Raw genomic sequence first — 25,814 nt, forward strand, 5'->3', positions numbered from 1 at the left:
GCGGTGTGAGCCGCGCAAACAGGCCGGACACAAGACCGCTTCTGAAAAGGTACATGAGATCATTTACGACTTGCTATGCGGGAGCCATCCACACAGGACGGTCGGCACAAGCTGCGAAGGCGCGAACTTGGGCGTTTCAGCCGCTGCGGCGGCGGTCGAACTGGTCAGGGCATTCATGGTGGAAGTCCTCAAATGTTTCTGAGGATCACCATATGTCAGGCGAAAATTGCCTGTCGTGGGGATTAATATTTAGGCGCTATTGGCGCGAAACTCTTTAATTCGATTGGCAATATCGCGAAGCCGGTTGTTGCGCTGTTCCGCGTCGAAACCTTCACTGCCGTATTTCGGCGCAAATAGCTTGGCGGCTTCGCGTTCACTTTTGACTTCGCCACGATCAATCGCGGCAGATGCTTCGGCGTCAAGCGCGGCAAGCCGTTCGCTGTTCTTTGGCCCGCGACGAATATTCTTGATCGCTTCGAAGATTTCGTCAGGAACGGCCCCGACCGGAAATTTGCTGATCATCATGCCACCCCTGCCCGGATCGGCACGACCTTCGCCGCTGCGGCATCACCGCGACAGAACCCGGCCCATGCCGTCATCATGGCGCGGCGCTGTTCGACAAGATCGGTGCGGCGATACCGCTGTTCGACTTCGTTGCCGACGCGGTGCGCCAGCGCGATTTCGGATTGAATGTTGTCGATACCGGCTTCCGTCGCCCAATCCTTGAAGGTCGAACGCAGGCCATGCGGCACGGCGGGGCGCGGCTGCGGTTCTTCGGCGGGGTCTTCGGGCTGCGTCAGAACATGCGGGTCAATCCAGCCCTTGCCGTCCTTTTTCGCCTTGGCTTCGTGCATCCGCTTCATAACTGCGGAAATCGTCATGTCCGACATTACGCCGCCACACGGAGCCGGGAAGACAAGCGCCTTGGGGTCTTTGTGATCGGCTTCGAAGTTCGGAAGCGCCTTCAACAGCGCGACCGCAGCTTCGGACAACGGGACCGCGTGCGGCTTTTTCATTTTCATGCGGGTTGCGGGGATCGTCCAGACCTTCGCTGCGAAATCGACCTCGCCGAAAACCATGCCCCGGACCTCACCGGAACGGCTGGCGCACAAAACGCCGAAGGCCAGCGCCGCCGCCATGCCTTCGCGCCGGCGCAGTTCGGCGAACCATGCAGGGAAACCGCCCTGCTGAATGGCCGGATGGTTCTGCGCTTCGGCCTTCTTCTGATCTGATTGCCGACCCAAACTTCAAGCGCCTTCACCGACGCCGGGTTGTCATGTTCGCGGCAACCTTCGTCAATCGCCCATGCGAAGACGCTTTCCATGCGCCCGCGAACGCGGCGAGCCGTGTCAGTCTTCGTCGCCCAAATCGGCTTCAACACGTCCTTCACGTCGTCAATGGTCAGGGTGCCCACGTCCTTCGCCCCGATCTTGGGAACGGCGTGAAAGTCAAGGCTGGCCCGCCATTGCTTGCGGTGCTTGTCGCTGCGGAAATCTTCGATGCGGCCCGACTTCATGTATTCGTCCAGCGCGTCAGCAAAGGTCACGATCTTCGGCGCATCCTGCACGGCATGAAGTTCGCGGCGTTCTTCGATGGGGTCACGTCCTTCACGAACGACAACCCGCAGCCGTTCGACTTCGTTGCGGGCCTGCGCAAGCGTCAGGTCTTCGATAGACCCAAGACCCATGCCGCGCGTCTTGCCGCGAACCGTGTAGCGGAACACCCACGATTTCGTGCCCCAAACCGACACTTGCAGATACAGGCCCTTCCCGTCGCGGTAGTGCCCCGGCTTCGTCGTCGCCTTGATCGTCTTCACGTCCAGAAGGTCGGAACCCCGCGCCATGACCACTTCCCCTACTACATTCTTACTACAGAAATTTCGCAGAAACAGGCGGGCATATCAAGACAGTGACGGACGCAACAGAACCGCAAGCAATTGGAAACAAAACCATTTTTAGACGCACCTGGACGCAGGCAGACATATGAATGGAAGCCCTACGGGCTGCCACTTTTCTCCCCCCTAAAGTGAAGCAAAACCTTTTCCTATGCGGAAAAGATCGACGTATTGGATGCTCGCAAGCGATGCATGACCAGCCTGCGACCGCTTCACGAGAAAGCCGAAAATTTCTTCTCTCTCCCTCTTGCGCCCGGCTCCAGAGTTGCATAGAGAAGCGCTCACCACAGCGTGGCCCGTTCGTCTATCGGTTAGGACGCCAGGTTTTCAACCTGGAAAGAGGGGTTCGACTCCCCTACGGGCTGCCACTTTTCTCATGACAACAGTCCAAGACAGACAAACGCTGTTGGCGTTTTGTGTTATGACCCTAGGTCGTTAGACGCCTTCCTTCACCCGACACATGAACACGGAAAAGCGGGCGCGGCGTGCCGCATCCCGCTCCAAGTCTGGCCGTTCCGGAGGCAGAGCGAAACCCGAAACGGCCCGCGGATCATCCCCCGATCATTCGGCGATCATTCGGCGCGCTTGTATCCCGTCACCATCGACCGCGGCAGATTCTCGTGGTGCCGGTAACTCGCCAGCGCCACACCGCCGAGATGGAAGAGCACCAGAAGCAGGGTCAGATTGGCGAAGGCCCCATGCACTTCTTTCCAGGGGTTTTCCTCGCCCTCCTCGCCCTCTTCCTCATGACCGGCGCGCTCGACCTTCATCGCCTCCTGCGGCAGTTGCTGGATGATCCCGGCCAGCGGCCCCCGCCCGTCTTCCGAGGCAAGCGTGGCCATGCCGGCAAAGGCCGTCACCGCCAGAGAGACCAGCAGCGCGACCACCATCACCCCGCCGGCCGGGCTGTGACCGACATAGCGCGGCGACCGGCCAGCGATCAGCGCCCGCAGGTAATCGAGCGCACGAAAGGGGCCGGTGACGAAATCAGTGAACCGCGCCCGACGCGGCCCGACCACTCCCCAGAGGATGCGGATCGCCACGGTCACCGCGATGGCATAGCCCGCGAAGGTATGCAGCCACTCGGGTTCCCCTTCCGTCAGATAAGCGATGACGAATCCCACGATCAGTACGAGGTGGCCGATCCGGACCAGCGGATCCCAGACCTTGATCTGCGGCGTTTCGGTCTGTGTCATCCTCAGGCCCTCCGCCTGGGTAGCGACAGCCCCTTGGGGGCAGACATGGGGCAGCCATCCGCGGCACGTGGGACGGACAATTCTGCGACAGGTTTCATTCCTCGGGTCTCCGGCTTTCTGTTTCGGACTGCACCCTTTTGCGCCCCTGCGCCTGACATCCCGCTGACAATCTCTGTCAGCTTGCCGTCAGCGCCGGAAGGCTAGAGAATGCGGATGATGAGACCCCTGCTGTCGCTGCCCCTGTTGATCACGCTCGCCCTGCCCGCGCTGGCGGATGCCGACGATCATGACCGCGCCCGCAATGCATTGGAGCGGGGGCAGATCCTGCCGCTGACCGATATCCTGACCATCGCCCGCGACCGGATCGGCGACGGGCGGCTGATCGAGGTGGAATTCGAATATCATGAAGGTCGCTATATCTATGAGCTTGAGATGATCACCCCCGATGGCCGCATGATGGAACTGGAACTGGATGCCGCCACCGGGACCGAGATCGGCGCCCACCCGGGCCGGGACGACTGATGCGCGCGCTGGTGGTCGAGGACGACCCGAGGATCGCCGCCGATCTGGCCGCAGCGCTTGGCGGCGCCGGTTTCCTGACCGAGATCTGCAGCGACGGAGAAGAGGCCTGGTTTCGCGGCGATACTGAAGAGTATGACCTGATCGTGCTCGATCTGGGGCTGCCGGGGCTTGATGGGTTGAGCGTGCTGAAACGCTGGCGCGCCGGCGGCCAGGCGGTGCCGGTGCTGATCCTGACCGCGCGCGGCACCTGGCAGGAGCGGGTTGCCGGCATCGAGGCCGGCGCCGACGATTACCTGCCGAAACCCTTCCGGATGGAGGAGTTGGTAGCCCGCGCCCGCGCCCTGATCCGCCGCGCGGCGGGCCACCCGGCGGCAGTGCAGCAGGCCGGAGTGCTCAGCCTCGACACCAACCGGATGACCGTGGCTCTCGCCGGCGCCCCGGTGCCGGTCACAGCGCTGGAATATCGGCTGCTGTCCTATCTGGCGCTGAACCGCGACCGGGTGGTGCCGCCCTCGGAACTGCTGGAGCACCTCTATGGCGATGACGACGCCCGCGAGGCCAACGCGCTCGAGGCGGTGGTGGCGCGGTTGCGCCGCAAGCTGGGCAAAGGGGTGATCGGCACCCGGCGCGGTTTCGGCTATTTCCTGGAAGGCGAGGCATGAGGCATCCGTTGCGCCACCTGTCCCTGCGCCTGCGGCTGGGGCTGGCCGGCGCGCTGGCCGTCGTGCTGGCATTGGGGCTGGCCGCCCTTGGCCTGTCGCTCCTTTTCGGCACTCATGTCGAGCGCCGCGCGCAGGCGGAACTCTCGATACAGCTTGATCAGGTGTTGGCCGGGCTGGCGCGCAAGGACGGAGTGCTGACGCTGGTGCGCGAACCGGCCGATCCACGGTTCGGCCAGCCCTATGGCGGGCTCTATTGGCAGATCGTCGATGGCGACAGGATCCTGCGCTCCCGTTCGTTGTGGGATTACCGGCTGCCACAGGTGGACGATCTGGGCGACGGGCTGAGCCACAGCCATCGCCTGCCCGGGCCCGACGGCGGGCCGCTCCTCGTGGTCGAACGGCAGGTGACCTTGCCGCCAAGCCTTGGCGGAGATCGCATCCAGGCCTCCGTCGCGGTAGAAGCCGGATCGCTTGCGGCGGCGCGGCAGGATTTCCTGGCCGACATGCTGCCCTATCTGGCGCTGCTCGCACTGGTGTTGATCGTCGCGGGCGGCGCTCAGGTGATGGTCGGGCTACGGCCACTGCACGATCTGGGAGCCCGGGTCACCGCGTTGAGACAGGGCACCGCCCGGCGGATGGGACAGGACTGGCCGCAGGAGGTCCGCCCTCTCGCCACCGAGATCGACGCGCTGATCTCGGCCCGCGAGGAAGATATCGACCGCGCCCGCGCCCGGGCCGGTGATCTGGCGCATGGAATGAAGACACCGCTGCAGGCCCTGATGGGCGAGGCCGGGCGGCTGCGCCGCGCCGGCGAGGCGCAGAGCGCGGCGGGGATCGAAACCATCGCCCGCGCGCTGCAACGCCATGTCGACCGCGAACTGGCCCGCACCCGCGCCGCGGCCCGCGCCCGCGATGCCCGTGCCGATGTGGCACAGGTGGTGCGCGGTGTCACCGCCGTGCTGCGCCGCACGCCCGAGGGCAGCGGCCTAGACTGGCAGAACAGCACCACACCCGGGTTGATCGCGGCAATGGAAGAATCCGATCTGGCCGAAGCCTTCGGCGCGCTGGCGGAAAACGCGGCGCGCCATGCCAGCGCCAGGGTGCAGATCGCCGCGGCGATTGCGGAGGACGGGCTGATCCACCTCAGCCTCACCGACGACGGGCCAGGAATTGCCGAGGGGCAGCTTTCCGCCCTCATCGCGCGCGGTGCGCGGCTCGATCAGGGCGGCAGCGGGCTCGGCCTCGCCATCGCGAGCGATTTAGCCGAAGCCTCGGGCGGTGGCCTGCATCTGGAGAACACCGGCGCCGGGCTCAGGGCAGAGCTGCGACTGCCCCCTGCCCCGCCCGGGCATCCGGATGACCCGCCCCCGGCCTAAACGCGAGCGAGCGGCACCAGGTGATTGTCCCAGCGCACGTCAGACCTGCCCAGATCATGCGGGCCGTCGGCCTCGAACATGATCATCCGCCCGGTGCCGGACGACGCCAGGAAGCCATCGGGCCGCGCCCCCAGGCCGCAGACGTCCTCCATCGGCAGGATCTGCGCCAAGGCGCCGGTTTCGGCGTCAAAGACCTGTACCCGCGCCCCGCGCGGCGAAGAGACCGCCAGATAGCGCCCATCTCCGGAAAAGGCGACGCTGCCACCATATCCGTCCATCTGCGCGGCCACCTCAGGGTCGGTTCCGAACAACTGCAGCCGCGGCGCCTCGCCCCGACGATGCACGCCCAGGATCGCCGGCTGATCACCCTTGCCGCCCTGCCACTGCATGGCGAAGCCCACCAGCCCGTCGGCCCGCACATCGATATGGCGGATCGAGTTCTTGTGCAGCGCCGGCTCCAGTTCGACCGCCTCCAGCAGACTGCCGTCGAGCCTGAGATAGGTCAGGTTCGGTTTCATGAAGGGGATATTCAGCTTGGTCCGACCGCTGTCGGGATGGGTTTCGATCCCGCCATTGGCCACCACGAGCGTCTTGCCGTCGGGCATCAACCGCAGCTCATGCGGACCGACACCATTCGAATCGAACTCCCCCACCCGGGTATAGTTCGATGCGACATCCCAGACCCCGATCACCCCGCGTGCGGCGTCATAATCGTTCTCGACGGTGAACAGCAGCTCCCCCTCGCGGGAGAACGCCCCGTGACCATAGAAATGCCGCCCCTCGGGCGCCTCAAGCTCGGCCCTTGTGGTGCCGGCGGCGCAGTCGATGACAAAGGCGAAGGTGCCCGGTCGGCGGGCAAAGCCCACCGCTTCGGCGCGATGGGGATGGGCGGCGGCGGCATGACCGCGCCCGGGGATCGGCTGGCGGAAGCGGATCGAGCCATCGGCCCCCACCCCCAGCAGGCAATAAGACCCGTCGGGCGCCTGCGCTGCCGAAAGGTAATCGGGGGCGCCCACCTCGGCCCAGGTGACCGCCGGGGCCAGTCCGCTGGCCATCAGGCCTGCCAGGAAACCACGCCGTGAGGTCATGATCAATCTCCGTCCAGTGAGTTGAAGCCGGCCGCCACCCCCAGCATCGGACCCATGTACTGGTTGACGTCGGTCCGGATGGTGCGGATCGCATCCTGCAAGGTCTCCACCCGGATCCGCCCCTGCGGCGTCGCCACCCCGGCAAAGATCGGATCCCCGGTCAGCTTGTCGGCCCGGCTGAAGGCATAGTCGAAATCCTTGTCGATCCGGCCCGCGACCTCGGCGTCGCCCTCGTCCAGCAGGTCGGAAAGCTGGCGCAGCGCGGTCAGCGACAACACCACATGCCGCAGCGACCTGCCCGAGCGCCAGGCCTCGGCCCGGGTCGGACGCGGCGCGTCGATCTTGCCCATCGGTCGGCCCAGCCGCAGATCGGCGTCGACTTCCAGATCGGTGACCACGGCCTTGAAGAACTCCTGCAGCACCTCCTCGTCGGTCTTGTAACGGCTGTCCGGCCCCGGATTGCGCATCACATCGGCATAGCTCTCGCGCCAGTCGGCCTCCATCGCGGCGGCAGTGCGGGCGATGTCGGCGGCCTGGGCCCGGACCAGCCGGCAACGATAATCAGCGGTCTCGTGGGTGGTGAGATCGGTATCATAAAGCAGATATTCCATCGCATAGAAGCCGCGGCCGGCGACCGAGACGGTGGCAAAGCCATCGGGCGTATCGACCACCGAATCCTCCTGCGCGATCATCGCCTTGACGGTTTTCAGGATCATGCCGCGACTGTCAGGCCAGAAGGCCAGAGCAAAGCCGCGGGTGTCGGTTTCCGCCGGACCGAAGCGCAGATGGCTAACCCCGATCCAGGCGTCGAAGGCCTGATTGTAGGCGGCACGCAACGCTGTGCTGTCAGCCGCGCAATCAGCCTGGGCAGTTGCATCCAGATCGGCGGTGCGCTCCGCCAGGTTGCGCATGCCAGGTAGCACCAGTTGATCGAGGATCGCTTCGGTCTTGGGCCCCGCCTGCGCCACCGGTGCGGCCAGCGCGGTGAACAGGGTGACGGCGGCGGGGATGAGATATCGCATTCAAAGGCTCTCCAGAAACCGGATCAGGGCGGCGCGTTCGGTGGGCGGCAGGCCGATCACCCGGTCGCGCTGGGGCTGCGCCTCGCCCCCGTGCCAGAGGATCGCCTCGAGAAGGCTGCGCGCGCGCCCGTCATGCAGGTATCCGGCGCGCGGATCGACCACCCGTGCCAGCCCTATACCCCAGAGCGGTGCGGTGCGCCACTCCGCCCCGGAGGCGCGGCCTTCGACCAGATCGTCGGAAAGCCCCGGCCCCATGTCGTGCAGCAGAAGATCGGAATAGGGCCAGATCAGTTGAAAGCTCTGTTCCGGCTGCTCTTTCAGCCGGTGGGTGACGAATTTCGGCCGGTGGCAGGCGGGGCAACCTGCGTCGTAGAACACCTGTTTGCCCCGCAACACCTGCGGATCGTCCACATCGCGCCGCGCCGGCACGGCGAGGTTGCGGGCGTAGTAGACCAGCACATCAAGCGCCTCTGCATCCACTTCGAACACCCGGGCATCGCCATCGCCATGGGGGGCGGCGCGACAGGCAGCTTCGGCCTCGGTGCAATCTCCCCAGGGCGCCGGATAGAGCGGGGTCGAGATGCCGATGTCGTCCGAAAAGGCCCGGGCGCTCTGATCCTCAACCGTGGGCTGGCCGGCCTTGAGACCGAAGCGGCCCAGCATCGGACGCTGGTAACGTTGCGACCAGACGATATTCGCCCGTCCCGAGATACCATCACCATTGGCGTCATCCGGATCGGCGCCGGCCAGGATATCCGCCGCCGGGATCGCCTCGAGCAGCCCCAGACCGATCATCGCCGGCGCCACCCTCGGGCTAACGGCGCTGCCCGCGGCCAGCGGACCATGGGCCAGTTCATCCAGGCGATACTGCGGCGCCCTGAGATGCGCGATCTCGCCCCCCTCAAGCGGAATTGCGATCTCATCATAGCTGACGGTCAGCCGATACTCCGGTTTCAGCCCCACCACGGCGCGGTTCTGCATCTGCCGGCCATAGACCGGATCCGGACCAGTGGGCTGAAACCCCGCGATCCCGGCCATCGTGCCAGGCCCCTGCCCCATCGGGCGGGCGACATGCAGGACCAGTGACAGCGCGTCTTCGCCCACTGCCGGCGCATGACCACGCCCGTCGCGGGGGTGGCAGCTCAGGCAGGAACGCGCGTTGTAGAGCGGACCGAGCCCGTCCGATGCCTTGGTCGAAGACGGAGAGGACACCCAGAGCTTTTCGAACATCCCGTGGCCCAGGCGAAAATCCAGCCCTCGCGCGGCCTCGAGATTGGCCGAGGGTTGCAGGAATGTGTCCTTGTCGTCCCGAAATACCGTAGAGGCACCACCAGCGCGCGCCTCGAAAGCCTCGGGGGCAGAGAACTCCGTGGTCGGCTGCTCGACTGCGGCAATCCGAGCGGCCTCCTCGGCACTGCGCGGCAGGAATTTGAGATGCGGCTCGGTCAAGGCCGCCTCTTGGGCGGAGCCGGCGCCCGCGATCAGGGCGAGCGCCAGCGCAAGAGCAGGCTTATTCGCCTGCGTCCATCTTGGTGGCGTTGAGCTGCGCGTATTTTTCGGCGCCAAGGCGGTCATAGAGGTCCAGTTGTGTTTCAAGGAAGTCGATATGCCCTTCTTCGTCGGCCAGAAGCTCGTCAAACAGCTTCATCGACACGAAATCCCCCACCTTGTCGCAATAGGCGCGCGCCTCGGCATAAAGCGCACGGGCGTCGACCTCGGCGGCAAGATCACATTCCAGCGTCTCTTTCGGGGTCTGGCCGATCCGCAGGGGATCGAGCTTTTGCAGGTTCGGATGGCCTTCGAGGAAGATGATCCGTTCGATCAGCTTGTCGGCATGTTGCATCTCCTCGATGCTTTCCTCGCGGCTCTTGGATGCCATCGCGCCCAGCCCCCAATCTTCCTGCAACCGGTAGTGCAGCCAGTACTGGCTGACCGCCGTCAGCTCGTGCCGCAGGGATTTATTGAGGTATTCAATAACCTTGGCGTCGCCCTTCATCGTCTTGCTACTCCCGTCCATTCACTTCGGTTCTATGCACAGGGTCGAGACTGCGCATGAGGAGAGGAATTTGCAAATTGGAATTCTTCCGCATGGTATCCAGAAACAGCGGCATGCAACCGCCACAATCCGCCGATTTTCCCAGCGCGCGATAGACCTTGCGCGGGGTGATCAGCGTGTCGGGGTCGGCGGCCCGCATCCAGTCGACAGCGGCGTGAATATCGGAATCACTGATGTTCATGCAGTGGCAAACGATCATGCGGCGACCTTCTGACTGGGGGGCGGCAATTATCTTAGTCTATTAGTCGGCTTTTTCGGCTCTCGCCAGCGTTTTCTGATATTTTTAGTCGGATACCTCTTCAGAAATGCGTGAGGCCGCACCTGCGGCACGGCCCCGATCGTCAAACCTTCCCAGAAGCGTCGAAATCAATCGCCGAAGGGAATCACCAGATTGACCCCCAACGCGGTATCCTTGGTGCCGGCCTCGTCGACATAGGCCAGCGCGCCGCCCAGGACGAACCCGTTGGCAAAGGCATATTCCGCCCCGACCGACGTCAGGTTGGTGCGCCCCTCGCTGTCGATATCCCGGCTGGCAAAGGTGCCGGACAGGGTCCAGTCGCCGATCGCATAGGCCGCGTTCAGCGTCGCATAAGTGGCATCGTCGGCGGTGCCGCCATATCCGTCGAAGGCCGCGACCTCGGCCAGCACATCGACCCCACCAGCAAAGGAATGGCCGATCCCGAGCAGATAGCCCTTTTCGTCCTTCACGTCGCCGGTGCCTGCGTGCAGATATCGCACACCGACATGGACATAGGTATCATCCCATTCCTTCGCCCACTGCATCGAGACGTTGTTCAGCTTGCCCGTATTCCCGGCGCCACCGTCGTTCGACGAATTGCGCCCCCGATTGTAGCCCAGCGATCTGCTGAACACGGTATCGTCGGCATAGAACACCCCATAGGACAGCGCACCGGCCTGCCCCAGATCGACGCTGGCCAGGATACCGATCTGCTCGGACAGCTCGTAATCCTCGGCAAGGGTCGTGCCGTAGAAGCCGGCGGCCACGTCCCAGGCCACGCCCCAGACCGGGTGCACCTTACCAGCCTGAACTGCCGCCGGGCCGAAATCGAATTCGACGCCCAGCTCATGCGCATAAAGCCCCATCTGCTGGAACGTTCGGTCTTCGGTCGGATCAACCACCGATTCCCAGGTCAGCCCACCGAACAGCACGACGGTGTCGGTCAGGGCGAAACGGGCGTTGATCTCACCGGTGGCGTAGGTGTCGCGAATCTCGCGGCTGGACTCGTCGGAATGGATCACCTGATCGTTACCGATCTCAAGCGACCCGCCCAGAGACAGGCGGCTGGCCTCCTGCGCCTGGGCGACAGATGACAGCAGCAACAGCGGCACGCTGGAGTACAGCGCGACAGTCAATTGTTTTTTCATGATTTTCTTTCGTGGGGAAGATAAGGCCTAGCGACCGCGCGACAATGGCGCAGCCCGGCTTGGCAAAACTGTGGAGCCCCGAAGGGCCCCACCGAGATTTCAGAATGTCACCCTGGCCCTTACTGGAAGACGGCGGAAGGGTTGTCGAGGCTGTCAGAGCCTTCGAATTCCAGCTTGTCGACGTTCAGAGCGCCGACGATACGCTCGATGGTCTTGGTCTGGTCGATCAGCCCATTGACGCCCCCCATGATCAGCGCCTCGCCCGCGGCATTGCCGCGCGCCAGCATCTGGTCATAGGCAAAACCGGCCTCGGCCGCGATCTTGATATCGAGCAGTGCATTGACGGTGGCATTCAGCTTGGACTTCATCTCGCGGTCCAGCTCCGGGTTGGTCTCGGCCACCATTTCGGACAGCGAAGGCCCCGACACCACCGCGCCATCGGCACCGACATAGCGGCCCAGATAGACGTTACGGATACCGATGCCATCGTAGAAGTGGCTGTTATAGGTGTTGTCCGAGAAGCAATCATGTTCTTCCTCAGGATCGTTCAACATCAGGCCCAGCCGCATGCGCTCGCCCGCCTGCTCGCCATAGGACAGGCTGCCCATGCCAGTCAGAATGATGGTGATGCCGGCATTCTCGTCCTGCAGCACATTGGCCCGCGCCGCACCGCCCTCGGCCCATTGCGCCTCCATCCAGTCCAGATCGCTGACCAGCAGATCGGTCGCGGCCTTCAGGTATTCGCCCCGGCGATCGCAATTGTCGTTGGTGCAGGCATCGCCCTTGGCGTAATCGGTCCAGCGCCGCTCTCCGGCGCCGGCCTCGGTGCCATGCAAATCCTGCCCCCAGAGCAGGAATTCGATCGCGTGATAGCCGGTGGCAACGTTGGTTTCGATACCTTCGGCCTCTTGCAGAGTGCCTTCCAGCAGCTCCGGCGTAATATGGGTGGCATCGACCTGCTTGCCAGCAATCACCGGCTTGGGATTGGCGATCACGTTCAGCGCGGCCAGCGGGTTCTCATCACTCTCGCCATAAGAGGAATCGACATAGTCGATCAGCCCCTCGTCCAGCGGCCAGGCATTCACCTTGCCTTCCCAATCGTCGACGATCGGGTTACCGAAGCGGAAGACCTCGGTCTGCTGATAAGGCACCCGCGCCTCTTTCCAGGCCGCCTTTGCAGCCTCCAACGCCTCGGGCGAGGGATCCGCGATCAGCGCATCGACTGCCAGCTGTAACCGCTTGGCCGTCGCGGCGCTGTCCCCATAGGCGGCAGCGGCGATAGTCACGTAGGTATCCAGCACCGCAGCCTTGTCGGCGGCCAGCGCCGGCACGGCTGCGACCGAGCCGAAGAGTACGGCAGTCAGGGCGAGACGTTTCATTTCGAAATCCTTTCAGTCGGCGACCGACCCCGAAAGAGCCTGCCCTACCGCCCCCTGGGCGCGGCCGGCAATCCTGGCGCTTTCGCGATCCTGAAACACAGATGTCCCCGCACGGGCGGGAGCTCGGCCAGAACCTGATTAAATTCGTCGGAATTGTCAAGCCTACGCCAGTCCCCCGCTGAAACGTTCCCTCTCCCGCCCGCCCCTCCCGATCCGGGGGCCCACCCCACCGGGAATGAACCGACGGGGCGGGACCCGGTCACATCACCGCTTCGATCAGCACCGGCCCTGGCGCTTCAAGGCCTGCGTCCAGCGCCAGAGCGAGCTGTGCGGTATCCTCGACCCGGGTCGCCTCCACCCCCATGCCACGGGCAAGCGACACCCAGTCCAGCGTCGGCCGGTCCAGCGACAGCATGTCAATGGCGCGCGGCCCGGGGTTCTGCACGCCGACATTGGTCAGCTCACCGCGCAGGATGTTATAGGCGCGGTTGGCAAGGATCACGATGGTGACGTCCAGCCCCTCGCGCGCCATGGTCCAAAGGCCCTGCGGCACATACATGCCACTGCCGTCGCTGATCAGCGCCAGCACCTTGCGATCCGGACAGGCAACCGCTGCGCCGACCGAAACCGACAGCCCATAGCCGATCGAGCCGCCGTTGTTCTGCAACAGGCTGTGCTGCGGCGCGCCCTTGGTGGCCGCAGGCAGATAACCACCGCTCGAGACCGTCTCGTCGACCAGAATGGTGCCTTCGCGAATCGCATTGGCGATCACCGGCGCGATGGTTTCGGGCGTCAGCGGCGACAGCGGCGGCAGATCGGGCAGGCTGGCGGCCTCGATCAGTGCCGATTTGGCCGCCGCCCCGGTGGCCGCCACCAGCGCCTCCAGCGCGGCACCGGTATCCATCGCGGCAGTCGCCAGCGGCACGAAATCTGCATCCGGCCGGGTCAAACGCGCCGGCTTGCCTGGATAGGCGAAAAAGCCGATCGGTTCGCGCGCCCCCAACAGCACGATCTTGCCGTAGGGCTCCAGCGCCTTCAGCGCCAGGTCGATCGGATAGGGCACCCGCGGTATCGCCACCCGACCGGCGCCGCGTTCGGTGCGCGGGTTTGCCCATTCCGACATCAGCGCGCACCCCGTCGCGGCGGCGATCTTGCCGGCCAGCGCCAGGTTTTCCTCGGTCAGGGCGCCGGCGCCCAGCAGCAGCAGGCTGCCTTCACCGGCCAACGCCCTGGCCGCCTCTTCGACCAGCGCGGCGTCGGGGCGCTCCGGGGCCTCGGGCGCCAGGGCCTCGGCCACCGCGCCGCCCTCGGTCCAGGCGGTATCCCCCGGCAGGATCAGCGTCGCCACCCGGCCCGGCGTTGTGCGCGCCTGCTGCACTGCGCGGGCGGCATCGGCACCGACATCCGCCGTCGAAAGAGAGGTGTGAACCCAAGCAGACATCGGCCGCGCGATGCCTTCGATATCCGCCGTCAGCGGCGCATCCAGCGCGATATGGGTCGAGGCGTGTTCACCGACGATATTGACGATACCCGACCCCGCCTTCTTGGCGTTGTGCAGGTTCGACAGACCGTTGGCCAGACCCGGCCCGAGGTGCAGCAGGGTCGAGGCCGGCTTGCGCGCCATCCGCCAATAGCCATCGGCCGCCCCAGTCGCCACACCTTCGAACAGTGCCAGAACCGAGCGCATTCCCGGCACATGATCAAGCGCCGCGACAAAGTGCATTTCAGAGGTTCCGGGATTGGTGAAACACACGTCCACATCGCTTGCCAACAGGCTACGCACCAGGCTTTCGGCGCCGTTCATGTCATTCTCTCCTCAAGACAATAGGCGGAGATGCCTGCGGCATCCCCGCCGGCACCGTTTCATGCCCCGCCCACCGGGGCCAGAGCGAATTCACTTTACAGCGCGTCCGATGCCCTCCCGTGTCTCCATCGCGTGCAAAGTCCGGGCGACAGGGACCGATATGCCGACTGCCAGGTCCATCGCGATGGTCTGATCGACGCCGATCCCCCCAGCCCCTCCCATCTGCCATTCTGGTGATCGCCAACGAAGAACTGGCCTCACCAGAGGCCGACGGGGCCCCCGCCCCGCACGTCAATCTCGTCAGCCGGGGGGACGAGAGCCCTCCCCAACGGATGCCCAGGGGCATCGACAGGCCAGCTCCGGACAGGCCTCCCAATCACGCGACAACGGTCACTTGGCGGAGGAACCACGCCCCAACCGACCGAGGCACGACGACAGGGGAAAACGCCCTGTAGATGACCAATTTCAATCCCCGCACGCCGGACAAAGACAGGCAGCGGCTGGAAGGCCTCAACTGAGCCGACCTCGAAGATGGTGCCGAGGACCAGGTCGGCGTCGATGTCCCGCAGCTCGAAGCCCGCGCCATCGTGGCCAGCCCCCGGGAGGACAGACCAAGGCAGCAAAAACTTTTAGATCAAAGGGCTTGCACTCCCAGAGCCATGGGTTTTTCTGATGGCATGGTAAAGCTGGTTCTCCTGCACAAGGCCGACTCGATCTACGAGGACGAGCCGGATGTCGTCTATGATTTTCCCCGGGCCTATCTGAAAGCCGTTCGGGAGGCCGAGGGCGATTGGATCGTCTATTACGAACCGGTCAAGGCAGGGGCGCGTGGATATTTTGCCGTCGCGAAAATCCAGCGGATCATTCCCAAACCGGGCGTGGAGGGGCGGTATCTCGCCCTCATCGAGCCGGGCAGTTACCTGCCCTTCGATGCCGAGGTTCCGCGTCTCGTCGAGGGACGCCCGCTGGAGGCCTCTTTGACAGAACCGGACGGGTCGCCGAAGAAGGGTGGCGCCGTTCAGCTTGCCGTGCGGCGGCTTCCCGAGGCCGACTTCGCGCGAATTGTTGATCTTGGCTTGCCTCAGGATCTCGAGCGCCGCGAGGCAACGCGCTACAATCCCGTTCCCGACGATCTTGCAGAGCAGAATACCCCCTTTCAGAGGCCGATCCTGGAACGGCTCACACGTCGTCCCTATCGGGACGTCGCCTTTCGCAGGAAGGTCCGCGAGGCCTATGACTACCGCTGCGCCATGTCCGGCCTTCAGCTCCGCAACGGTGGCGGCCGCCCCGAAGTGCAGGCCGCGCATATTCGCCCCGTGGAGCGGCAGGGCAGCGACGCCATCCGCAATGGTCTGGCGCTGTCCGGAACGCTGCACTGGATGTTCGACCGCGGCCTGATCTCTGTCGCCGAGGATTGCGAGACCATCCTGGTCTCTCGCAACAAGGTGCCGGGAGACGTCGTGGCCCGCCTGCTGCGGCCCGACGGCAAGCTGTGGAAGCCCTCTGATCGGAAGAACTGGCCCAGCCCCGCAAACCTGAAATGGCATCGCGAGAACGTCTTTGGCCAGGTGGTGACGGACGAGCCGATCAGCTGGGGATAGAGTGCCCGGGGATAGGTTATCTGGGGACAGGAGGGCCAGCCACGCCGCCGGACCTGTCTTGTTGCACAGACAGGACGGCTGTCCGGAAAAGGGGGGGGCTCCCCCCCCGACGCCCATATAGGGCGCCTCCCCCGCCGTATTTGAACCGAGAAGAAGGGCGAAATCATGATGCTGCATTTTTTCCCCTCTGCCCTTGGCGGGGCGGCCGGAGCGCGCCACATATGAAAGAGGAGGTTTCCATGCCGGACTGTCTCGATGCGCTGATCGTGGCCCATGGCCAGCCCTCTGCCCCCGCACCGGCGGAAGTGGCGCTGGCAAGGCTGGCGACCGAGGTCGCGCGCCTGCTGCCCGCGCAGCGCATCGGCTCTGCCACGCTGGCTGCCGCCGGCGCATTGGAGGCGGCACTGGAGCGGCTGGGGACCGACGGGGTGATCTATCCATTTTTCATGGCCGATGGCTGGTTCGTTCGGCAGGCACTGCCGAAACGGCTGAACGGACATCCGGCCCGGGTGTTGCCGCCTTTGGGCCGTGATTCCGCGCTGGTCGATCTGGCGGCGGAGCATCTGATGCAGGAATGCGCCGTGCGCGGTTGGGAGCCCGCGGAAACCGCGCTGCTGATCGCCGCCCACGGGTCTGCCCGCGGCCCCCGCGCGGCGGCGGCGGCACGGGATTTCGGCGCGGCCCTTGCCGCGCTCTGGCCCGGGCGCTCTCCGGTCTATGGCTTTGTCGAGGAGGCGCCTTACCTCGTCCAATCGGCCCGCGACCTGCCGGAGCAAACGCTTTGCCTTCCGGTCTTTGCCGCCGAGGGCGGCCATTATCGCCAGGATGTGCCCGAAGCGCTGGATCAAGCCGGTTTTCCCGGGGCGCTGCTGCCACCGCTGGGCCAGCATCCCGGGGTGCCGGCGTTGATCGCCGCTGCGATCAGCGGCTAGTGGCGCGAATATAGGCCTCGATCTCGGCCACCTGTGATGCGCTCAGCCTGAGGCCCAGCTTGGTGCGGCGCCAGACCATATCCTCCGCCCCGCGCACCCATTCATTAGCCACGGCCCAATCGAGTTCCGCCTGGCTCAGCGTGGCGCCGAAATCACGGCCCAGATCAGCGGCGGTCCTGGCCTTGCCCAGAAGCGCCCGCGCCTCGGTCCCATAGGTGCGGATGAGCCGCCGCGCCCAGGGCTGCGTCAGGAAAGGATAATCTGCCTGCAGCCGTTCGATCTGATCCGCCACGCCCGCAACCGGGAAATCGCCACCGGGCAGCGCCTCGCCGGCGGTCCAGTTGCCCTTGGCCACCTCGATCGCCTGACCGATCTTGGCCAGGGCCGCTTCCGCCAGCCGGCGATAGGTGGTGATCTTGCCGCCGAAGACGTTCAACACCGGTGCGCCGTCGCGGTCGAGTACCAGCACGTAATCCCGCGTCGCTGCCGTCGCCGATTTGGCGCCGTCGTCATAGAGCGGGCGGACCCCGGAATAGGTCCAGACCACATCCTCCGGCGCCAGTTGCCGTTTGAAATACTCATTGGCGAAGGCCAGCAGGTAATCACGCTCTGGCTCGGTACAGGTCGGCGGCGTGTCCGGGCCCGGGTGATCGGCGTCGGTGGTGCCGATCAGGGTGAAGTCATCCTCATAGGGGATCGCGAAGATGATCCGCCCGTCATGCCCCTGGAAGAAATAGCATTTGTCATGATCGTAAAGCCGCGGCGTCACGATATGGCTGCCGCGCACCAGCCGCACGCCGTCGGGGGCGGAACTGTGAAGCATGCCATGCAGCACCTCGCCCACCCAGGGGCCGGCGGCGTTGATCAGCATCTTCGCTTCGACCACCGTCTCGGTTCCATCGGCGTGGCGCAGGGTGATCGCCCAATGATCCGTCTCGCGGCGCGCGGCGATCACCTTGGTGCGGGTCAGGATTTCGGCCCCGCGGGCGGCGGCATCACGGGCGTTCAGCACCACCAGACGCGCGTCCTGTACCCAGCAGTCGGAATATTCATAGGCCTGCGCGAACCGCTCCTTCAGCGGTGCGCCAGCGGGGTCCTGGCGCAGGTCGAGCGTGCGGGTCGCTGGCAGGATCTGCCGCCCGCCCAGGTGATCGTACAGAAAGAGACCAAGCCGGATCATCCAGGCCGGCCGGCGCCCCTTCATCCAGGGCATCACCGCTCCGAGAACCTTGGAGGCCGGTGTTGCAGTGTCGAACCGCATGGCGCGCTCGTAGGGCAGCACGAAGCGCATCGGCCAGCTGATATGCGGCATCGCCTTCAGCAGAACCTCGCGTTCGATCAGCGCCTCGCGCACCAGGCGGAATTCGAAATATTCGAGATACCGCAGCCCGCCATGAAATAACTTGGTCGAGGCGGAGGAGGTGGCGCCGGCAAGATCGCCCTGTTCGGCCAGTGTCACGCTCAAGCCCCGGCCAGCGGCGTCACGTGCGATTCCGCAGCCGTTGATGCCGCCGCCGATGATGAAAAGATCGCGCATGTCACCCCGCCCGTCCTTGTTTCGCCTCCGCGGTTAGCGCGACGAAGATCAAAAGTCACCCGCTCGCTTAAAATTCCCGTGTAACAGTTTGATCAAATTTCAGCGGAAGCTTGCCACGGGCCGATCAGGCGCTAGAGTTTGCACAACGCTCCGCCGGGCCTAGGCCCGCGTCCCGGGGGGACAATCCCAGCCAGTCGCAAGGAATGCCCATGCACTATTACAAACCCGCCAGTTTTGCAGAGGCCGTGGCGCTTGCCGCCGGGGCCGAGGGGATCACCCGCATCCTTGCCGGAGGGACCGATGTCCTGGTCCAGATGCGGGCGGACATCGTCACCCCGGACACGCTGATCGACATCAAGGCGATCCCCGGCACCCATGAGATCGCCCGGACCGCAGAAGGCGGCTGGCGGATCGGCGTTGCCGTCACCGGCGCCGAAATGAGCGAACATCCCGAATTGGGCAGGGACTGGCCCGGCGTGGTCGAGGCGATGGATCTGATCGGCTCCACCCAGGTGCAGGGGCGCGCCACCCCCATCGGCAATCTGTGCAATGCCTCTCCGGCGGCCGATTCCGTCCCCGCGATGATCGCCGCCGGTGCGGTGCTCAACGTCATCGGTCCCGACGGCTCTCGCGATATCCCGGCCGAAGAGGTTCCCGCCGGCCCCGGCAAGACCACCCTCAAGAAGGGCGAGATCGCCACCGCCCTGACCCTGCCGCCACGCGGGCAGAACGGCGGCGACGCCTATCAGCGCTTCATCCCGCGGACCGAGATGGATATCGCCGTGGTCGGATGCGCCCTGAACCTGACGGTCGAGGGCGATCAGATCACCTCGGCCCGCATGGCGCTTGGCGCGGTGGCCCCCACCGCCCTGCTGATCCCGGCGGTGACCGAGGTACTGGTCGGCAAGACGCTGGACGACGACGCCTTGGCGGCGCTGGCGGCGCTGGCCGAGGCCAATTGCAATCCGATCGACGACAAACGCGGCACCGTGAAATTCCGCACCCATGTGGCGGGCGTCCTCGCCCGGCGGGTGGCCCAGATCGCCTATGACCGCGCCAAAGGAGCCAAGGCATGAGCAAGACCCATGTAACCACGAAAGTGAATGGCGATGAGGTCGAATTCCTCTGCGATCCGCGCGAAACCCTGCTGGACGTGCTGCGTGACCGGCTGGGGCTGACCGGCGCCAAGGAAGGCTGCGGCACCGGCGATTGCGGCGCCTGTTCGGTCACCGTCGACGGCCGGCTGGTCTGTTCCTGCCTGATGCTGGGGGTCGAGGCCGAGGGCAAGGAGATCGGCACCGTCGAAGGCATCGCCCAGGGCGAGACCCTGCATCCCCTGCAGAAGAAATTCATCGAATATGCCGCCCTGCAATGCGGCATCTGCACCCCGGGCATTCTGATCGCGGCGAAATCGCTGCTGGAAAAGAACCCCGCCCCGACCGAGACGGAAGTACGTTACTGGCTGGCCGGCAACCTGTGCCGCTGCACCGGCTATGACAAGATCATTCGCGCCGTGATGGATACCGCGGCCGAGATGCGGGAGGCCTCGTAATGGCGCTGGACAGCTCGAAAACCACAGGTTTCAAATATGTCGGAACCCGGCCCAACCGGCCCGACGGGCTCGACAAGGTGACCGGCCGCGCCAAGTTCGGCGCCGATGCCACCGCCCCCGGGATGCTGTTCGCCGCGATCAAGCGCAGCCCGCATGCCCATGCGAAGATCGTCAAGATCGACGCCAGCAAGGCGCTGGCGATGGAGGGCGTCAAGGCCGTGGTCACCCGCGCCGATTTCGCCGAGGGGCTGACGGGCGAGGATTGGAACATCCTGGAAAACGTCATGGCCGGCGACACCGCGCTCTATGACGGGCACGCGGTGGCTGCCGTCGCCGCCACCTCGGCGCTGATCGCCAAGGATGCGATCAAGGCGATCGAGGTCGAATATCAGATCCTGCCGCATGTCACCGATGTCGACAAGGCGATAGAGCCCGATGCCCCGGTGATCCGTGCCGGCGCGGCGGATGCCTCCGTCCCCGAGGGGCTGCATCCCAACGTCGTGCGTTATTACGAAAGCGGTCATGGCGATGTCGAGGCCGGCTTTGCCGAGGCCGATCTGGTGATCGAAGAGCATTTCACCACCGAGGCGACCCATCAGGGCTATATCGAACCGCATGCCTGCCTTGGCACCTTGGGCGGCGACGGCAAGGGGGAGCTTTGGTGCTGCACCCAGGGGCACTGGAACGTGCAGAAGGTCTGCGCCGCGCTGCTGGGGCTGGAAACCAGCCAGTTGCGCGTCACCGCCTCGGAAATCGGCGGTGGCTTCGGCGGCAAAACAACCGTGTTCATCGAGCCGGTGGCGCTGGCGCTGAGCCGCAAGGCCAACCGCCCGGTCAAGCTGGTGATGACCCGGTCGGAAGTGTTCCGCGCCTCCGGCCCGACCTCCTCCACCTCGATGAACGTCAAGATCGGGATGAAGAAGGACGGCACCATCACCGCGGCGCAAGGCATCTTCCGGCTGCAGGGCGGCGCCTTTCCGGGGGCGCCTTGCGACATGACGGCGATGTGCGCCTTCGCGCCCTACAATCTGAAGAACGTGCATCAGGTCGGCTATGACGTGATCACCAACCGCCCGAAACAGGCCGCCTATCGCGCGCCGGGGTCCCCGATGGCGGCCTTCGCGGTGGAATCGGTGATGGACGAGCTGTGCAATCAGCTTGGCCTCGACCCGATCGAGGTGCGGCTCAAGAATGCCTCGCACGAAGGCACGACGGCGAATTTCGGCATCACCTGGCCGCGCATCGGCCTAGTGGAAACGCTTGAGGCGGCCAAGGCCCACCCGCATTACGCGGCGCCCCTGAAACCGGGCCAGGGGCGCGGGATTTCCTGTGGCTTCTGGTTCAACCATGGCGGCGAAACCTCGGTCTCGCTGGCGATGTCCGAGGACGGCTCGGCCCAGATCATGGTGGGGACGCCGGATATCGGCGGCTCGCGCGCGTCGATGGCGCTGATGGCGGCCGAGGTGCTGGGCATTCCCTACGAGAACATCCGCTGCACCATCGCGGATACGTCTTCGCTGGGCTATAACGAGATCAGCCATGGCAGCCGGGTGACCTATGCCTCCGGTCTCGCTACCATCAAGGCGGCCGAGGCGGCGGTTGAGGAACTGTGCCGCCGCGCGGCGGCGAAATGGGATATCCCGGCAGAGGCGGTCTATTGGGAAGATGGCTATGCCAAACCCTCAGGCCCCAATGCCGGCGATCACGAGCCCCTGCATATCACCGAGCTGACCGCCGACATGGGCGCCACCGGCGGCCCGATCAACGGCCATTTCGAAGCGACCCCGGAAGGCGCCGGCGTCAGCTTCGCCACCCATATCGTCGATGCCGAGGTCGATCCCGAAACCGGTGCGACCAAGGTGGTGCGCTATACCGTGGTGCAAGACGCCGGCAAGGCGATCCACCCCACCTATGTCGAAGGCCAGTTCCAGGGCGGCGCCGCCCAGGGCATCGGCTGGGCGCTGAACGAGGAATATATCTATGGCGAGGACGGGCGACTGCAGAATGCCGGCTTCCTCGACTATCGTATTCCCGTGGCCTCCGACCTGCCCTTCATCGACACGGTGATCGTCGAGGTGCCGAACCCCGGCCACCCCTTCGGCGTGAGGGGCGTCGGCGAAACCTCGATCTGCCCGCCGCTGGCAGCCATTGCCAATGCAGTGTCGAATGCCGTGGGCGTGCGGATGCGACAATTGCCGATGCGCCCCGCCCGCGTGCTGGAGGCGCTGGAGAGCAAGAATGGTTGAGGTCCGGCTCTGGTCCGGGCTGCGCCCCCTGGTCGAAGGGCGCGACAGCGTCGCGGTCGAGGGGCGCACCGTCGGCCAGATCCTGACCGCGCTCCGCCGCGATTACCCCGCACTGGGGCCGACCCTCGATGCCGGCGTCTCGGTCGCCGTCGATGGCAAGATGATCGCCTCCTCCCTGACCGAACCGGTCGGGGAGGATAGCGAGGTCGTGCTGATGGCGCGACTGAAAGGTGGATAGATCAGGCATCCGGCGAAGGGCGGGCCCTTCCCGCTCAGAATGGGCCAATTCACCACCGCGCCTCCCGCTCCGTCGGCTCGCCGCCATCGCGAGGTGCCCCACCCCACAGCAAAACCGCCCCGCTGCGTCCCCTTGTCCTGCGGTTTTCTGCCGCTTTCGGGTGACATCCCGGGGCGTTCGCGCTATTTCCCCGGCAAGACCAAGACACCCGACAGGAGGAGACGGCCGGATGACAGATCGGCACTCAGACGCACCACGCGCCAAAGACGCCGCGTTCCGGCATGATCTTCAGCCCTGTCCCGCCGCCTCGGTCCTTGTCCCTGCCCGAGTCGGCACCATGTTCTGAAAAATTCGTGATCGCCCTGTGAAACTGTGCTGTCCTGCCTCTGCCGGGTCTGGACAGTGTCACGAAATTGCTTAGGCAAGATGAAACCCGCTGTCGCCCGCTACGTTGGAGAACCGACTTGTCCCTCTTTCTGATCGCGGCCCTGCCCTTTCTCGGCGCCGTGTTCCCAGCCCTTCTGATCCGCGCCGGGCGCAATGCCGCCTCGCTCTCGACCGGGGGCGTCACCCTGCTGGCGCTGATCGGCCTTCTGGTCAACGCCCCCGCCGTGCTGCGGGGTGAGGTCGTCACCGCCCGGCTCGACTGGCTGCCCGACCTCGGGCTGAATGCCAATTTCCAGCTTGATGGTCTGGGGTTGCTGTTCGCCACGCTGATCCTGGGGATCGGCCTGCTGATCATCGCCTACGCGCGCTTCTATCTCAGCCGCGAAGACCCCATGGGGCAGTTCTACAGCTATCTGCTGCTGTTCCAGGGCGCGATGGTGGGTATCGTTCTATGCGACAACATCCTGCTTTTGCTGATTTTCTGGGAGCTGACATCACTGTCGTCCTTCCTGCTGATCGGGTTCTGGAAACACCTGCCCGAGGGACGGCAGGGCGCGCGGATGGCGCTGACGGTGACCGGCGCCGGCGGGTTGTCGATGATCGGGGGCATGCTGATCCTGGGCCATATAGCCGGCAGCTATGACCTGAGCGTCATTCTCCAGCACAAGGATCTGATCCAGGCCTCGCCGCTCTATGCCCCGGCGCTGATCCTGATCCTGCTGGGCTGTTTCGCCAAATCGGCGCAATTCCCCTTCCACTTCTGGCTGCCGCACGCCATGGCCGCCCCCACCCCGGTGTCGGCCTATCTGCATTCGGCCACCATGGTAAAGGCGGGGCTGTTCCTGATGGCGCGGATGTGGCCGGTGCTGTCGGGCACCGATCTTTGGTTCTACCTGGTCGGCTCGGTCGGGCTGATCACCATGGTGCTGGGCGCGGTGATCGCGCTGTTCAAGGACGATCTGAAGTCACTTCTGGCCTTCTCGACCGTCAGCCACCTGGGTCTGATCACCATGCTGCTGGGCTTCGGCACCGAGGCCGCTGCCGTCGCCGCCGTCTTCCACATCATCAACCACGCGACCTTCAAGGCCTCGCTGTTCATGAACGCGGGCATCATCGACCACGAGACCCATACCCGCGACATCAAGCTCTTGGGCGGGCTGCGTCACCTGATGCCGCTGACCTTCACCTTGGCGGGTATCGCGGCGCTGTCGATGGCCGGCATCCCGCCCTTCAACGGCTTCCTGTCGAAGGAAATGATGCTTGAGGCCGCGGCCCATACCGACTGGGCCGGAGTGGCCTGGCTGGTGCCGGCGCTGGCGGTCTTCGGCGCTCTCTTCTCGGTCGCTTATTCGCTGCGCTATATCGCCCATGTCTTCCTGGGCAAGAAGCGCCACGATTACCCCAGCCACCCGCATGATCCGGGCCCGGGCCTGTGGCTGCCGCCGGCGATCCTGGTGGCGCTGGTGGTGCTGATCGGGCTGTTCCCGAATGTCTTCGCGACGCCGATCGTCACCGCCGCCGCCACAGCCGTCACCGGACACGAGGTGCATTTCCACCCGGCGCTCTGGCATGGGCTGACGCCGGCGCTTTACATGTCGATCGCGGCGGTGCTGGGCGGCATCCTGCTGTTGCTGGCCTATCGCGGCGCCCGCGCCGTCTGGAACAACCTGCCCCGTCCCGAGGCCAAGGCGATCTTTGACGCCATCATCGGCGCCGTGACCACGCTGGCGCGGGGGATCACCCAGGGCCTGCACAACGGATCGCTGACCCGCTATGCCGCGATCTTCCTGGTCTTCACCCTGGCCATCGGCTGGTACGCCTTCGACAGCGGTGTGCTGGGGCCGCAGACCCATGCCACCCTGCCGATCACCCCGATGCCGCTGCTGGGCTGGTTCTGCCTGGTCGGCTCGGCACTCTGCGTGGTGGCCTTCCACCGCAACCGCCTGCTGTCGCTGGTGCTGATCGGGGTCTCCGGGCTGATGGTGTCACTGACCTTCAGCTATCTCTCCGCCCCCGACCTGGCGCTGACCCAGATTTCGGTCGAGGTGGTGACGATCATCCTGCTGCTCCTGGCACTGAACTTCCTGCCCCAAGACACGCCGAAGGAAAGCAGCCCGATGCGGCGGACCCGCGACATCGCGATCTCGGTGGTTGCCGGGCTTGGCATGGGTGGGCTGATCTATGCGATGATGACCCGCGATTTCGCCATGCCGTCGATCTCGGAATATCATCTGGCCAATTCCTACAAGGGCGGCGGCGGTCATAATGTCGTCAACGTCACCCTGGTGGACTTCCGTGGCTTTGACACCTTCGGCGAGATCACCGTGTTGGGGATCGCCGCCATCATCATCTTCGCCATCACCGAGGCGACGCTGGGCAGCCGGGTGCGCGCGCGCCTGCTGAACCGCAAGCCATGGAAACCGCTGGCGGGCGATGCCCACCCGCTGATGATGGTGGTCGCCACAAGGGTGATGATGCCGATCGCCTTCATGGTCGCCGCCTATATCTTCTTCCGTGGCCACAACATGCCCGGCGGCGGCTTTGTCGCTGGCCTGGTCGCAGCCATCGCCGTGATCATGCAATATATGGCCTCGGGCTTCGGCTGGGCGGCGGAACGTCAAAGGCTGCCCTATCACGGCATCATCGGCATGGGCGTTCTGGTCGCCGCCGCCACCGGCATGGGCGCCTGGTTCAACGGCAAGCCGTTCCTGACCAGCGATTACGGCTATATTCATCTGCCCTATCTCGAGAAATTCGAGGTGGCCACCGCTGCGCTCTTCGATCTGGGCGTCTTCCTGGCGGTCTGGGGTGCGGTGCTTTTGGCGCTGCAAAGCCTGTCACGCTTTGCCTGGCAGCCCGGCATCGCCAGCACACACCCGATGGATATCAACCCCGAACGCGAAGACGACGACACCAACGAGAACGAGGGGCACTGA

Annotated in this window: 24 protein-coding genes and 1 tRNA gene; 12 read left to right on the forward strand and 13 right to left on the reverse strand. The window is 65.1% G+C overall.

From position 1 onward, the window contains the following. A partial coding sequence (locus tag G455_RS26820) for a hypothetical protein (RefSeq protein WP_035366968.1) occupies window positions 1-202 on the forward strand: 202 nt, incomplete at its 5' end. Between the two features lie 47 nt (window positions 203-249). Here G455_RS26820 and G455_RS0117550 read toward each other — a convergent pair. The 3 genes from G455_RS0117550 to G455_RS26980 are packed head-to-tail and all read right to left on the reverse strand — an operon-like array spanning window position 250 to window position 1,843. Then, window positions 250-522 carry a hypothetical protein gene (locus G455_RS0117550; RefSeq protein ID WP_028094893.1) on the reverse strand — a complete coding sequence of 91 codons (273 nt, stop codon included), beginning with the start codon at window positions 520-522 and terminating at the stop codon, window positions 250-252. Beyond that, on the reverse strand, window positions 522-1,079 hold the full coding sequence (locus G455_RS26975; RefSeq protein ID WP_229861830.1) for a tyrosine-type recombinase/integrase: 558 nt from the start codon (window positions 1,077-1,079) through the stop codon (window positions 522-524). Before G455_RS26975 ends, G455_RS0117550 begins: the two co-directional genes overlap by 1 nt. Beyond that, the gene (locus G455_RS26980) at window positions 1,019-1,843 is read right to left on the reverse strand and encodes a tyrosine-type recombinase/integrase (RefSeq protein ID WP_051312601.1); all 825 of its coding nucleotides are present in this window, start codon (window positions 1,841-1,843) and stop codon (window positions 1,019-1,021) included. Before G455_RS26980 ends, G455_RS26975 begins: the two co-directional genes overlap by 61 nt. A 344-nt stretch (window positions 1,844-2,187) precedes the next feature. On the opposite strand from G455_RS26980, the gene G455_RS0117560 reads away from it, so the two are divergent. Beyond that, window positions 2,188-2,262 (forward strand) — tRNA-Glu (locus G455_RS0117560). Between the two features lie 204 nt (window positions 2,263-2,466). Here the strand turns inward: G455_RS0117560 and G455_RS0117565 are convergent. After that, the gene (locus G455_RS0117565) at window positions 2,467-3,090 is read right to left on the reverse strand and encodes a cytochrome b/b6 domain-containing protein (RefSeq protein ID WP_028094894.1); all 624 of its coding nucleotides are present in this window, start codon (window positions 3,088-3,090) and stop codon (window positions 2,467-2,469) included. 213 nt (window positions 3,091-3,303) lie between these two features. Here G455_RS0117565 and G455_RS0117570 point away from each other — a divergent pair, with 213 nt between their 5' ends. The 3 genes from G455_RS0117570 to G455_RS24525 are packed head-to-tail and all read left to right on the forward strand — an operon-like array spanning window position 3,304 to window position 5,650. Next, a complete protein-coding gene (locus G455_RS0117570; protein ID WP_229861829.1) occupies window positions 3,304-3,612 on the forward strand; it encodes a PepSY domain-containing protein in 309 nt (102 codons plus the stop codon). Beyond that, window positions 3,612-4,274, forward strand: a complete 663-nt coding sequence (locus G455_RS0117575) for a response regulator transcription factor (RefSeq protein WP_028094896.1) — start codon at window positions 3,612-3,614, stop codon at window positions 4,272-4,274. The genes G455_RS0117570 and G455_RS0117575 overlap by 1 nt, the downstream gene beginning before the upstream one ends. Continuing rightward, window positions 4,271-5,650, forward strand: a complete 1,380-nt coding sequence (locus tag G455_RS24525) for a sensor histidine kinase (protein WP_051312602.1) — start codon at window positions 4,271-4,273, stop codon at window positions 5,648-5,650. Before G455_RS0117575 ends, G455_RS24525 begins: the two co-directional genes overlap by 4 nt. Here the strand turns inward: G455_RS24525 and G455_RS0117585 are convergent. The 8 genes from G455_RS0117585 to G455_RS0117620 all read right to left on the reverse strand — a co-directional run bounded on the left by G455_RS0117585 (window position 5,647) and on the right by G455_RS0117620 (window position 14,385). After that, window positions 5,647-6,738, reverse strand: coding sequence for a DUF1513 domain-containing protein (locus G455_RS0117585; protein ID WP_028094897.1), 1,092 nt, complete (start codon window positions 6,736-6,738; stop codon window positions 5,647-5,649). The two genes, G455_RS24525 and G455_RS0117585, sit on opposite strands and share 4 nt — an antisense overlap. A 2-nt stretch (window positions 6,739-6,740) precedes the next feature. Then, the gene (locus tag G455_RS0117590) at window positions 6,741-7,760 is read right to left on the reverse strand and encodes an imelysin family protein (RefSeq protein WP_028094898.1); all 1,020 of its coding nucleotides are present in this window, start codon (window positions 7,758-7,760) and stop codon (window positions 6,741-6,743) included. Next, the gene (locus G455_RS0117595; RefSeq protein WP_084437121.1) at window positions 7,761-9,335 is read right to left on the reverse strand and encodes a di-heme oxidoreductase family protein; all 1,575 of its coding nucleotides are present in this window, start codon (window positions 9,333-9,335) and stop codon (window positions 7,761-7,763) included. Next, entirely contained in the window at window positions 9,271-9,756 is a 486-nt protein-coding gene (bfr, locus tag G455_RS0117600; RefSeq protein ID WP_028094900.1) for a bacterioferritin, read from the reverse strand. Before bfr ends, G455_RS0117595 begins: the two co-directional genes overlap by 65 nt. A 7-nt stretch (window positions 9,757-9,763) precedes the next feature. Then, the gene (locus tag G455_RS0117605; protein WP_028094901.1) at window positions 9,764-10,015 is read right to left on the reverse strand and encodes a (2Fe-2S)-binding protein; all 252 of its coding nucleotides are present in this window, start codon (window positions 10,013-10,015) and stop codon (window positions 9,764-9,766) included. A 167-nt stretch (window positions 10,016-10,182) separates the two neighbouring features. Beyond that, entirely contained in the window at window positions 10,183-11,202 is a 1,020-nt protein-coding gene (locus G455_RS0117610) for a hypothetical protein (protein WP_028094902.1), read from the reverse strand. Window positions 11,203-11,321: 119 nt separating this feature from the next. Continuing rightward, window positions 11,322-12,581 (reverse strand): imelysin family protein, encoded by a 1,260-nt coding sequence (locus G455_RS0117615; protein ID WP_028094903.1) that lies wholly within the window; start codon window positions 12,579-12,581, stop codon window positions 11,322-11,324. A 259-nt stretch (window positions 12,582-12,840) separates the two neighbouring features. Next, window positions 12,841-14,385, reverse strand: coding sequence for an acetolactate synthase large subunit (locus tag G455_RS0117620; protein ID WP_028094904.1), 1,545 nt, complete (start codon window positions 14,383-14,385; stop codon window positions 12,841-12,843). Window positions 14,386-15,044: 659 nt separating this feature from the next. Here G455_RS0117620 and G455_RS24530 point away from each other — a divergent pair. Together G455_RS24530 and G455_RS0117635 are read left to right on the forward strand one after the other, a co-directional pair. After that, entirely contained in the window at window positions 15,045-15,986 is a 942-nt protein-coding gene (locus tag G455_RS24530) for an HNH endonuclease (RefSeq protein ID WP_229861828.1), read from the forward strand. Between the two features lie 239 nt (window positions 15,987-16,225). Then, the gene (locus G455_RS0117635) at window positions 16,226-16,918 is read left to right on the forward strand and encodes a sirohydrochlorin chelatase (RefSeq protein ID WP_028094905.1); all 693 of its coding nucleotides are present in this window, start codon (window positions 16,226-16,228) and stop codon (window positions 16,916-16,918) included. On the opposite strand, the gene glpD is transcribed toward G455_RS0117635, so the two are convergent. Then, on the reverse strand, window positions 16,908-18,455 hold the full coding sequence (glpD, locus tag G455_RS0117640) for a glycerol-3-phosphate dehydrogenase (RefSeq protein WP_028094906.1): 1,548 nt from the start codon (window positions 18,453-18,455) through the stop codon (window positions 16,908-16,910). The two genes, G455_RS0117635 and glpD, sit on opposite strands and share 11 nt — an antisense overlap. Before the next feature lie 209 nt (window positions 18,456-18,664). Between glpD and G455_RS0117645 the strand changes: the two genes are divergently transcribed. The 5 genes from G455_RS0117645 (at window position 18,665) to G455_RS0117665 (ending at window position 25,814) form a co-directional block, all read left to right on the forward strand. Next, on the forward strand, window positions 18,665-19,531 hold the full coding sequence (locus tag G455_RS0117645; RefSeq protein WP_028094907.1) for an FAD binding domain-containing protein: 867 nt from the start codon (window positions 18,665-18,667) through the stop codon (window positions 19,529-19,531). Further along, a complete protein-coding gene (locus G455_RS0117650; RefSeq protein ID WP_028094908.1) occupies window positions 19,528-20,007 on the forward strand; it encodes a (2Fe-2S)-binding protein in 480 nt (159 codons plus the stop codon). The genes G455_RS0117645 and G455_RS0117650 overlap by 4 nt, the downstream gene beginning before the upstream one ends. Then, the gene (locus G455_RS0117655; RefSeq protein WP_028094909.1) at window positions 20,007-22,253 is read left to right on the forward strand and encodes a xanthine dehydrogenase family protein molybdopterin-binding subunit; all 2,247 of its coding nucleotides are present in this window, start codon (window positions 20,007-20,009) and stop codon (window positions 22,251-22,253) included. The genes G455_RS0117650 and G455_RS0117655 overlap by 1 nt, the downstream gene beginning before the upstream one ends. Beyond that, window positions 22,246-22,491: a MoaD/ThiS family protein gene (locus tag G455_RS0117660; RefSeq protein WP_028094910.1), complete on the forward strand. Its 246-nt coding sequence runs from the start codon at window positions 22,246-22,248 to the stop codon at window positions 22,489-22,491. Before G455_RS0117655 ends, G455_RS0117660 begins: the two co-directional genes overlap by 8 nt. Window positions 22,492-22,955: 464 nt before the next feature. After that, window positions 22,956-25,814 carry a monovalent cation/H+ antiporter subunit A gene (locus G455_RS0117665; protein ID WP_028094911.1) on the forward strand — a complete coding sequence of 953 codons (2,859 nt, stop codon included), beginning with the start codon at window positions 22,956-22,958 and terminating at the stop codon, window positions 25,812-25,814.

This window comes from Pseudodonghicola xiamenensis DSM 18339 (assembly GCF_000429365.1).
GTDB lineage: Bacteria > Pseudomonadota > Alphaproteobacteria > Rhodobacterales > Rhodobacteraceae > Pseudodonghicola > Pseudodonghicola xiamenensis.

Excerpts from the sequence above, each read along its gene's own strand:
- bfr (WP_028094900.1), bottom strand. The coding sequence starts at position 9,756 with ATGAAGGGCGACGCCAAGGTTATTGAATACCTCAATAAATCCCTGCGG.
- G455_RS0117570 (WP_229861829.1), top strand. The coding sequence starts at position 3,304 with ATGATGAGACCCCTGCTGTCGCTGCCCCTGTTGATCACGCTCGCCCTG.
- G455_RS0117605 (WP_028094901.1), bottom strand. The coding sequence starts at position 10,015 with ATGATCGTTTGCCACTGCATGAACATCAGTGATTCCGATATTCACGCC.
- G455_RS0117585 (WP_028094897.1), bottom strand. The coding sequence starts at position 6,738 with ATGACCTCACGGCGTGGTTTCCTGGCAGGCCTGATGGCCAGCGGACTG.
- G455_RS0117575 (WP_028094896.1), top strand. The coding sequence starts at position 3,612 with ATGCGCGCGCTGGTGGTCGAGGACGACCCGAGGATCGCCGCCGATCTG.
- G455_RS0117660 (WP_028094910.1), top strand. The coding sequence starts at position 22,246 with ATGGTTGAGGTCCGGCTCTGGTCCGGGCTGCGCCCCCTGGTCGAAGGG.
- G455_RS24525 (WP_051312602.1), top strand. The coding sequence starts at position 4,271 with ATGAGGCATCCGTTGCGCCACCTGTCCCTGCGCCTGCGGCTGGGGCTG.
- G455_RS0117620 (WP_028094904.1), bottom strand. The coding sequence starts at position 14,385 with ATGAACGGCGCCGAAAGCCTGGTGCGTAGCCTGTTGGCAAGCGATGTG.
- G455_RS0117565 (WP_028094894.1), bottom strand. The coding sequence starts at position 3,090 with ATGACACAGACCGAAACGCCGCAGATCAAGGTCTGGGATCCGCTGGTC.
- G455_RS24530 (WP_229861828.1), top strand. The coding sequence starts at position 15,045 with ATGGGTTTTTCTGATGGCATGGTAAAGCTGGTTCTCCTGCACAAGGCC.
- G455_RS0117635 (WP_028094905.1), top strand. The coding sequence starts at position 16,226 with ATGCCGGACTGTCTCGATGCGCTGATCGTGGCCCATGGCCAGCCCTCT.
- G455_RS26980 (WP_051312601.1), bottom strand. The coding sequence starts at position 1,843 with ATGGCGCGGGGTTCCGACCTTCTGGACGTGAAGACGATCAAGGCGACG.
- G455_RS26975 (WP_229861830.1), bottom strand. The coding sequence starts at position 1,079 with ATGGTTTTCGGCGAGGTCGATTTCGCAGCGAAGGTCTGGACGATCCCC.
- G455_RS0117615 (WP_028094903.1), bottom strand. The coding sequence starts at position 12,581 with ATGAAACGTCTCGCCCTGACTGCCGTACTCTTCGGCTCGGTCGCAGCC.
- G455_RS0117610 (WP_028094902.1), bottom strand. The coding sequence starts at position 11,202 with ATGAAAAAACAATTGACTGTCGCGCTGTACTCCAGCGTGCCGCTGTTG.
- G455_RS0117550 (WP_028094893.1), bottom strand. The coding sequence starts at position 522 with ATGATCAGCAAATTTCCGGTCGGGGCCGTTCCTGACGAAATCTTCGAA.
- G455_RS0117595 (WP_084437121.1), bottom strand. The coding sequence starts at position 9,335 with ATGACCGCCTTGGCGCCGAAAAATACGCGCAGCTCAACGCCACCAAGA.
- G455_RS0117645 (WP_028094907.1), top strand. The coding sequence starts at position 18,665 with ATGCACTATTACAAACCCGCCAGTTTTGCAGAGGCCGTGGCGCTTGCC.
- G455_RS0117590 (WP_028094898.1), bottom strand. The coding sequence starts at position 7,760 with ATGCGATATCTCATCCCCGCCGCCGTCACCCTGTTCACCGCGCTGGCC.
- glpD (WP_028094906.1), bottom strand. The coding sequence starts at position 18,455 with ATGCGCGATCTTTTCATCATCGGCGGCGGCATCAACGGCTGCGGAATC.
- G455_RS0117650 (WP_028094908.1), top strand. The coding sequence starts at position 19,528 with ATGAGCAAGACCCATGTAACCACGAAAGTGAATGGCGATGAGGTCGAA.
- G455_RS0117655 (WP_028094909.1), top strand. The coding sequence starts at position 20,007 with ATGGCGCTGGACAGCTCGAAAACCACAGGTTTCAAATATGTCGGAACC.